A 7,546-nucleotide genomic window follows, 5' to 3' on the forward strand; every position below is an offset into this window, starting at 1 on the left:
TCGGGCGGATCGAGAATTCCCAGGTGGGTGTCTTCCTGGCGTATGGATCAGGGAACGGACGGGCGCTGATCGACCGCGAGCTGTATCTCCCGAAGGAATGGACATCGAACCCTGAGCGCTGCCAGGCGGCCGGTATCGGTGATGATGTCGAGTTCACCACGAAACCCGACCTGGGCTTGCGCATGCTGAAGCGTGCCGTGGAGTCCGGCATCCCGTTCGGGTGGGTCACCGCCGATGAAGTCTGTGGGCAGACAAGCCGAATTCGTCTCTGGCTGGAAGAACACGGCATCCCACACGTACTCGCTGTGCCGAAATCGCAGATGGTCATGACCATGGAGTTTTTCGGCCAGGCCCGCGCGCACAAGCTGATCGGCGAACTCCCCGACGATGCGTGGACACGCATGAGCTGCGGCGACGGCGCTCACGGTCCACGCGAGTACGACTGGGCCGCAGCAGCGATCCGGCCCTGGCGGCGCGAGGGCTGGGACCACTGGCTGATGGCACGACGCAGCCTCACCGACCCTACGGATATCGCCTACTACATCTGCTTCTGCCCGTCCGGGACTCCACTGGAAGAACTCGCGCAAATCGCGGGGTCCCGGTGGATGGTCGAGGAATGTTTCCAGACCGCGAAGAACGAGACCGGACTTGACCACTATCAGGTCCGCGGCTACACCGCATGGTACCGGCACATAACCCTCTCCATGGCCACCCTCGCCTTCCTCGCCATCCTGCGAATGGAGGCAAAAAAGGGGATCCCGAAACCGATGGCACTCGATCCCTCATACCCGTGACCATGAACGAGGCTCGGCGGCTCTTCAATCGAATCGCTTCTCCCATCCGCCACGGCATCCAACATGCACTCGACTGGTCCCTCTGGCGAAGAAGAAGCCAAGCCCGAGCTCGCATCAGTCACTACAGACGAAGAGGGCATCACGGAGTGTCGTTGCAGTATTAGGGCGCGTATTGAGTCGTGATCAATCTGCGGGATTCGCCTTCGTGGCGGGGGCTGGACCGGTAGACCTTCTTGCGTGACGCGAATGCAACTGGCGGACGAGGAATGGGAGTTCATCGAGCCGTACCTGCCGATCGGCGAGTACGGCCCGTACCCCGAGCGGCTGCGGCAGCAGTTCGAGGGGGTGATCTGGCGGTTCAGGACCGGCGGGCAGTGGCGGGAGATGCCGCAGGAGTTCGGTGCCTGGCCGACCGTCCACAACCTTCCCGGACAGAACACCTAGAACGTCGCCCTCGGCGAGCCGCTGGTGGTGCTTGGGGGCGGCCTCGTATCCGCCGAGGTTTTTTGTGAGGTTCCGTCGACGGGAAGCAGTCCTATGGGCTGTGGCGCCGGTCCAAGCCGGCTGTGTGGCGCTGCCCGCGCAGCGTCTCCAGGAGGCGGAGCCAGATCTCACTCGCCGTGGGGTAGCTCGGCACGATGTGCCAGAGGGTAGACACGGGGATGCGGCCCACGATGGCTGTGGTTGCCGAATGCACGAGCTCGGCGATGCCCGCGCCGACGAACGTCGCCCCCACCACCACGTCTTCACCGCGGTCGACAACGAGCTTGGCCCGTCCGCGGTAGTCCGAGCGCATGACGTACGTGCCCGCCAGCGCGGCGAGGTCGTACTCGACGGTCTCCACGTCCAGACCCGCCTCGCGCGCCTGCTGCTCGGTGGCACCGGCGCTGCCGACCTCCGGCGTGGTGAAGACGACCTGCGGTGTCCCGACGTGTCCGGCCGCGGCGGACGGCAGGTCGGCGCGGCCGGCGGCGCGGGCCGCGATAGCGTCCCCGGCGATCCGCGCCTGGTACTTGCCCATGTGCGTGAGGAGCGCGCGGCCGCACACATCCCCGATGGCATAGAGCCAGCTGCCGCCCGCCGCCCGTACGCACTGCTGGTCGTCGACGTCGAGGAAGCCGCCCGGGAGCAGCCCTACGGTTTCCAGGCCGATGTCGTCGGTGTTCGGGGTGCGCCCGGCGGCGACCACGACCTCGTCCGCCACGATGACCGTCCCGTCGTCCAGCGTCACGCTCAGCTCACCGCCGTGCACCCGTCCCTCGCCCGTGTCACGGGTGTCCGACCGCTTCACCTGGGACAGGCCCTGCCCGGGACACAGACGGACCCCCGAGCCCCGCAGTTCCTCGGCCACGAGCGCCCCCGCGAACGGCTCGCTGCGGGCCAGCAGCCGCTCGCCGCGATGGACGACCGTGACCTCGGCCCCCACGCCGTGCAGCCAGGTGGCCGCTTCGCAGGCCACCACACCACCACCGAGGATGACCACCCGGCGCGGCACCTCACTCATCGTGGTCACATCGCGGGAGGTCCACGGAAGCGCGGCGCGCAGCCCCGGCACATCCGGTACGGCCGGGCAGGAACCGGTGTCGAGGACCACCGCGTGCCGGGCGGTCAGCGTCCTGGTCGAACCGTCGGGCCGGCTCACCACGACCACGCGCTCACCGGCCAGTCGTCCATAGCCGCGCACCACGTCGATCCCGGTGTTCAGGGCCCATGTCACCTGGGACGTGTCGTCCAGTGCGTTGATCACGCGGTCTCGTCGGGCGAACACCCCGGCCGGATCGAGCCGTGCCGAGACGCCGGGCAGATGGGCAGCGGCGTCGACCACCTCGACCGGCCGGAGCAGGGCCTTGCTGGGCATGCACGCCCAGTACGAGCACTCGCCGCCGACCAGGCGGTCCTCCACGAGCACCGAGGACAGGCCGGAGAACTGGCTCGCGTACTGTGCGGCGTTCTCGCCCGCCGCGGCACCGCCGAGGACGATCACGTCCCACTCCGACCGGTCCGGATCCACCGCTGCTGTCATGGGAACCATCCGTTCGTCCTTCGGCCGAGAAGGCCCGCCCGCCGGGCGGGCAGGTGTCAGAGATCCAGGACGACGTCCTGGGCGGGTCTGCTGCAGCAGATGAGGATGTTGCCCTCGCCCGGCGGCTCGACCGGGTCCGGGGAGTAATCCACGGTCCCGGACATCATGGCGAGCTCACAGGTGTGGCACACGCCGGTACGGCACGACCACTGGACCGGGACATCGCATGCTTCCGCGAGTTCCAGCAGGGAGCTGTGGTCGTCGTTCCACGCGACGGTCAGTCCGCTGCGGGCGAAGGAGACGGCGGGACCGGTGCCCGGTGCGCCTTCGGGCCGGTGCGGCGCCCGCGTCGCCTGCGTGCCTTTGATCCCCGGAGTGAGGGAGGGGCCGCCGCTGAAGTTCTCGGTGTGCACGCAGGACGGCCTCAGGCCGGCCCTGACCAGCGCGTCGGTCACGCCGTCCATGAAGGCCGCCGGCCCGCAGACGTAGGCGTCGGCATCAGTGGGCAGGCCCAGACCGAGGATCCGCTCGCTGGAGATGCGACCTGCTTCCGAGTAGTCCTTGCCCCGCTCGTCGGCGGGGTCGGGCTTGCTGTAGTAGACGACGGACCGTGCGTCGGCCAGGAGTGCCGTCAGGGCACGCACCTCCTGGGCGAAGGGATGCTCACGGCCGTTGCGGGCGGCGTGCAGCCACCACACCTGTCTGCCGGAGGAGGCGTCCGCCAGTGAGTGCAGCATGGCCAGCACGGGGGTCGCCCCGATGCCGGCGGACACCAGCACGACCGGCCGGTCGCCGCGGGGCAGGCAGAAGGTACCGCGCGGTGCGGCGAACTCCAGGCTGTCCCCGGCCCGGACGTGCGCGCGCACGTAGGTGCTCGCCAGGCCGTGTGGTTCCGCCTTCACGCTGATCCGGTACGTACCCGTGCCGGGCCGGCCCGACAGCGAGTAGCTGCGGATCAGGGACGTCCCGTCCCCGGCCGCGCGCATCTTCACGGTCAGGAACTGTCCCGGCAGCGCGGCGGGCAGGGCGGAGCCGTCGGCCGCGGCCAGACGCAGGGAGATCACGTTCTCGCTCTCGGGGTGGACGTCCGTGACCGTCAGCGGACGAAAGCCGCGCCATACCGGGGGCGGGACGCCGGCCGCGACGGTCAGGCCGGCGCTCCCGGACGACGCCGCCGCGCCCTTGTCGGCCTGTTCCAGCAGGTCGCGCATCGAGCCCTGCCAGCCCGGGCTGAGCGCCGGTATGCGCAGGGCCCGCCGCACCTGGTCGAGTGTGTGACCGGAGAGGTAGAGGACGGAATCGATCTCCTCGACGGTCATGGCCTCCGGGCCGGTGCAGACCTTGACGATCTCCTGCCCGGCCTCCACCTCGCCCTCTTCGATGACACGCAGGTAGAAACCGGGCCGATGGTGGGCCACCAGCAGCGCCGCCATGCGCGGTTCCTCCAGACGCAGGCCCACCCGGTAGCAGGTCACCCGCGGCTGCGAGACCTCCAGAAGGGCTCCGCCGACCCGGTACCGGTCGCCGATGCACACTTCGTCGTCGGGGAGCCCGTCGACCGTGAAGTTCTCTCCGAAGCTGCCCGGCGTCAGGTCGTCCCGGCCCAGTTCCCCGGACCAGAAGCGATAGGAGTCGAGTTGGTAGACCAGCACGGCCCGCATTTCCCCGCCGTGTCCGCCCAGGTCACCCTGACCGTCTCCGTCGATGTTCAGCCGCCTCACCATCCGCGGCCCGGACACGGGCTGCTTGTGCACCCCCGTGTACACGGTCCTGCCGTGCCAGGAGACGTCTTTCGGCATCCCCACGTTGACTGAGATCAAGGTGGCCACCACTCGTCTCCCTCCTCGTCCACCCTCAGCCGGTCACACGGCCGAGGAATCCGCGGATGTAGCCGCTTATGGCGTCCAGGTGCGTTTCCAGGGCAAAATGACCGGCCGGGAGCAGATGGACTTCAGCATCGGGCAGATCCTGCGAGAAGGCGTGAGCACCGTCCGGCCCGAAGATCTCGTCGCGCTCACCCCAGACGGCCAGCAGTGGCACCTGGCTGGCGCGAAAGTACTCATGGAGCTGCGGGTAACCCTCGATGTTCGTCGGGTAGTCCCGGAAGAGCGCCAGCTGCACCTGGTCGTTGCCCGGCCTGTCCAGCAGGGTCTGGTCGTGCAGCCAGTTGTCCGGGCTGACCAGGCTCGGGTCCCCGGCCCCGTTCTCGTACTGCCGGCGCGTGGTCTCGGCGCTGAACTTCGCCCGCGCGCCGGGCTCCGTGTCGGGACCGGGTGATGTCGCGTACGAGAACAGATCGTCCCAGAAGGGTTTGGCGAAGCCCTCCATGTAGGCGTTGCCGCTCTGGGAGATGACGGTTGTCACCTCGAACGCGGGATTCAGGGCAAGGCGCCAGCCGATGGGCGCGCCGTAGTCATGTACATAGACCGAGAAACGGCTGATCCCTAGTTTCTCCAACAATCCCGCAGTGATGGCGGCCAGATGATCAAATGTGTAAGTGAACTCACCGGCCCGGGGCATGGACGACTGCCCGTATCCGACATGATCGGTGGCGATCACGTGATAACGGTCGGCGAGGCCGGGAATGAGATGTCGAAACATGTGCGAACTGCTGGGGAACCCGTGCAGAAGCAGAACTGTCGGGGCTTCCTCGGGGCCCGCCTCACGATAGAACACCTGCTGGGCGTCGACGGTCACGGTCCGGTGATGCATAGGCAGCACGATGGCCTCCGGTGGTCACCCCGAGCAACGATCAACTACTTGACGGTGCATCTGGATGCGACGCCGGGGAGAAATCCTGAATCCTGAATTCAACTTCTCTGCTCCGCCCGGCCGAATTGTTCGATTTCACACTAGACCCGGCCGCCGACGGCAGCCACCTCCGCACTGGCGGTCTTCCTGGACGGGGCGCAGCCTGGAATGGATGGGAACCCATGACCGCCGGCGTCGGTATTGGCAGCCCATTGTGATCCGCGCGGAGGAAGTGACCGTCATGAGCGCTCCTGTCCTGGAGCCGGCAGCTCAAGCGGTGGCGGACGCATCGTCGCAGCCGCCGTTCCTCTACCAACTGGGCCCGGAAGGTGCCGGCAAAGTACTGGACGACATCCAGGCAGCACCTGTCGAATTGCTCGACATCGAGGAAAAGTGGATCACCGTTCCGGCGGAGGTGGGTGACGTCGGGGTCCGTGTCGTAAAACCCCGGAACGCGGAGGCTCCACTGCCTGTCACCCTCGATGTACACGGCGGAGGATGGATTCCGGGCAACGCGGGAACGCACGACAGGCTGGTGCGGGAACTGGCCGTAGGCGCGCGGACGGCGGTTGCCTTCGTCGAGTACGACCGCTCTCCCGAGGCCCACTACCCGGTGGCGATCGAGCAGGCCTACGCGACCGCGCGGTGGCTGAACACGAACGGCGCGGCCGAGGGCCTGGACGTGTCCCGCCTGGCGGTCGCAGGGGATTCCGTCGGGGGCAACTTGGCCGCCACATTGGCGATCCTGGCCAAGCGGCGTGGTGATGTCCGTTTCGTGCACCAGTCGCTGTACTACCCGGTCACGGATGCAGCTGAGGACACCGCGAGCTACCGGGAGTTCGCCGACGGTCCGTTCCTGACCGCCAAGGCGATGGCCTGGTTCTGGGACGCCTACACGACCGACCCGGAGCAGCGTGCCGAAGCGACCGCATCCCCCCTGCGGGCCGCCGAGGAGGAGTTGTCCGGACTGCCGCCGGCTCTGGTCATCGTGGACGAGAACGACGTCCTGCGTGACGAGGGCGAAGCCTATGCGCGTCGCCTGAGCCAGGCCGGTGTGCCCACGACGAGCGTCCGCTACAACGGCATCATCCACGATTTCATGATGCTCGATCCCGTCCGGCCCACGCAGGCTTCGACGGCCGCGATCGAGCAGGCCATCCACGCCCTCCGCAAGGCGCTCGGCACCAACTGAGGTGCCACCCCCGGAAGTCCAACACACCTCGCTTCGCGGAAGGTTCTCGATCATGACAACACGTGAGGTGGTGGAGCGGTTCTTCGGGCTCCTGGGCGCCGGGGACCCGGACGCCGTGGTCCCGGTCTTCGCGGACGACATCGACTGGTACGTCCCCGGTTTGCCGTCCCTGCCCTGGACCGGGCATCGTTCCAAGAGTGAGGAGGTGGCCGATCACCTCAGGACCCTCGGCAACAACATCGTCCCGGAGAGAAACGTGGACCAGGTGGACGCGCTGCTGGTCGACGGCGAACACGCGGTCATGCTGGGGCGGTTCACGCGCGTGGCAAAGAGCACCGGCCGGACCTACGACATGCCTGTCGCCATGCACTTCCGCGTCGAGAGCGACCGGATCGTCCAGCTCCATCTGCATGAGGACACGCTCAAGGTGTTCCAGGCATACACCGACTGACGATCTCACCCACCGTCTGACCGGCACGCCCGGCACCGCCCGATCCCTGCCGAGCCTCGGCAGAGACCGCACCGTTCTGGTTCCCCTCAGTGCGGGAACGGCTCCTGGCTCGCCCAACTGACGATCACTTCGCAGGGCGGGGGACGTGGAGGCAGCGCTGCAGGCGGCCAAACGCGTGTCTGCCGGGACGCCCAGCCGCTACGCGCATCGGAACGCCGACCTCGTCTCCGCCGTGTACGCGAGTGTCCGCCAGCTGCCTAAGCACTGTACGTGAACATCGATGACGAGAAGTTGTAGTCACTGCTCCGTCATGGCCGGCTCAGGAACAGGCACTC

At 67.7% G+C, this 7,546-nt stretch carries 6 protein-coding genes and 1 pseudogene; 4 read left to right on the forward strand and 3 right to left on the reverse strand.

Going from position 1 to position 7,546, the window contains the following annotated elements:
- Positions 1 to 794 (forward strand): IS701 family transposase (locus LQ326_RS46420; RefSeq protein WP_234545254.1); only part of this gene is annotated, 794 nt, incomplete at its 5' end.
- Positions 795 to 1,031: 237 nt separating this feature from the next.
- A pseudogene (locus LQ326_RS46425) lies at positions 1,032 to 1,214 on the forward strand (transposase); the annotation flags it as partial.
- A gap of 115 nt (positions 1,215 to 1,329) precedes the next feature.
- On the opposite strand, the gene LQ326_RS46430 reads toward LQ326_RS46425, so the two are convergent.
- The 3 genes from LQ326_RS46430 to LQ326_RS46440 are packed head-to-tail and all read right to left on the reverse strand — an operon-like array spanning position 1,330 to position 5,529.
- Positions 1,330 to 2,817, reverse strand: a complete 1,488-nt coding sequence (locus tag LQ326_RS46430) for a dihydrolipoyl dehydrogenase family protein (RefSeq protein ID WP_234545255.1) — start codon at positions 2,815 to 2,817, stop codon at positions 1,330 to 1,332.
- Between the two features lie 56 nt (positions 2,818 to 2,873).
- Positions 2,874 to 4,646, reverse strand: coding sequence for an MOSC and FAD-binding oxidoreductase domain-containing protein (locus LQ326_RS46435; RefSeq protein WP_234545256.1), 1,773 nt, complete (start codon positions 4,644 to 4,646; stop codon positions 2,874 to 2,876).
- A gap of 25 nt (positions 4,647 to 4,671) precedes the next feature.
- Complete coding sequence (locus LQ326_RS46440) at positions 4,672 to 5,529, reverse strand: alpha/beta fold hydrolase (protein ID WP_268208438.1); 858 nt, start codon at positions 5,527 to 5,529, stop codon at positions 4,672 to 4,674.
- A 280-nt stretch (positions 5,530 to 5,809) separates the two neighbouring features.
- Here LQ326_RS46440 and LQ326_RS46445 point away from each other — a divergent pair, with 280 nt between their 5' ends.
- Both LQ326_RS46445 and LQ326_RS46450 read left to right on the forward strand, forming a co-directional pair.
- Positions 5,810 to 6,760: an alpha/beta hydrolase gene (locus LQ326_RS46445; RefSeq protein ID WP_234545259.1), complete on the forward strand. Its 951-nt coding sequence runs from the start codon at positions 5,810 to 5,812 to the stop codon at positions 6,758 to 6,760.
- Between the two features lie 52 nt (positions 6,761 to 6,812).
- The gene (locus tag LQ326_RS46450) at positions 6,813 to 7,211 is read left to right on the forward strand and encodes a nuclear transport factor 2 family protein (RefSeq protein WP_234545257.1); all 399 of its coding nucleotides are present in this window, start codon (positions 6,813 to 6,815) and stop codon (positions 7,209 to 7,211) included.
- The last annotated feature ends 335 nt before the right edge of the window (positions 7,212 to 7,546 follow it).

Source organism: Streptomyces shenzhenensis, assembly GCF_021462265.1.
Taxonomy (GTDB): domain Bacteria; phylum Actinomycetota; class Actinomycetes; order Streptomycetales; family Streptomycetaceae; genus Streptomyces; species Streptomyces shenzhenensis.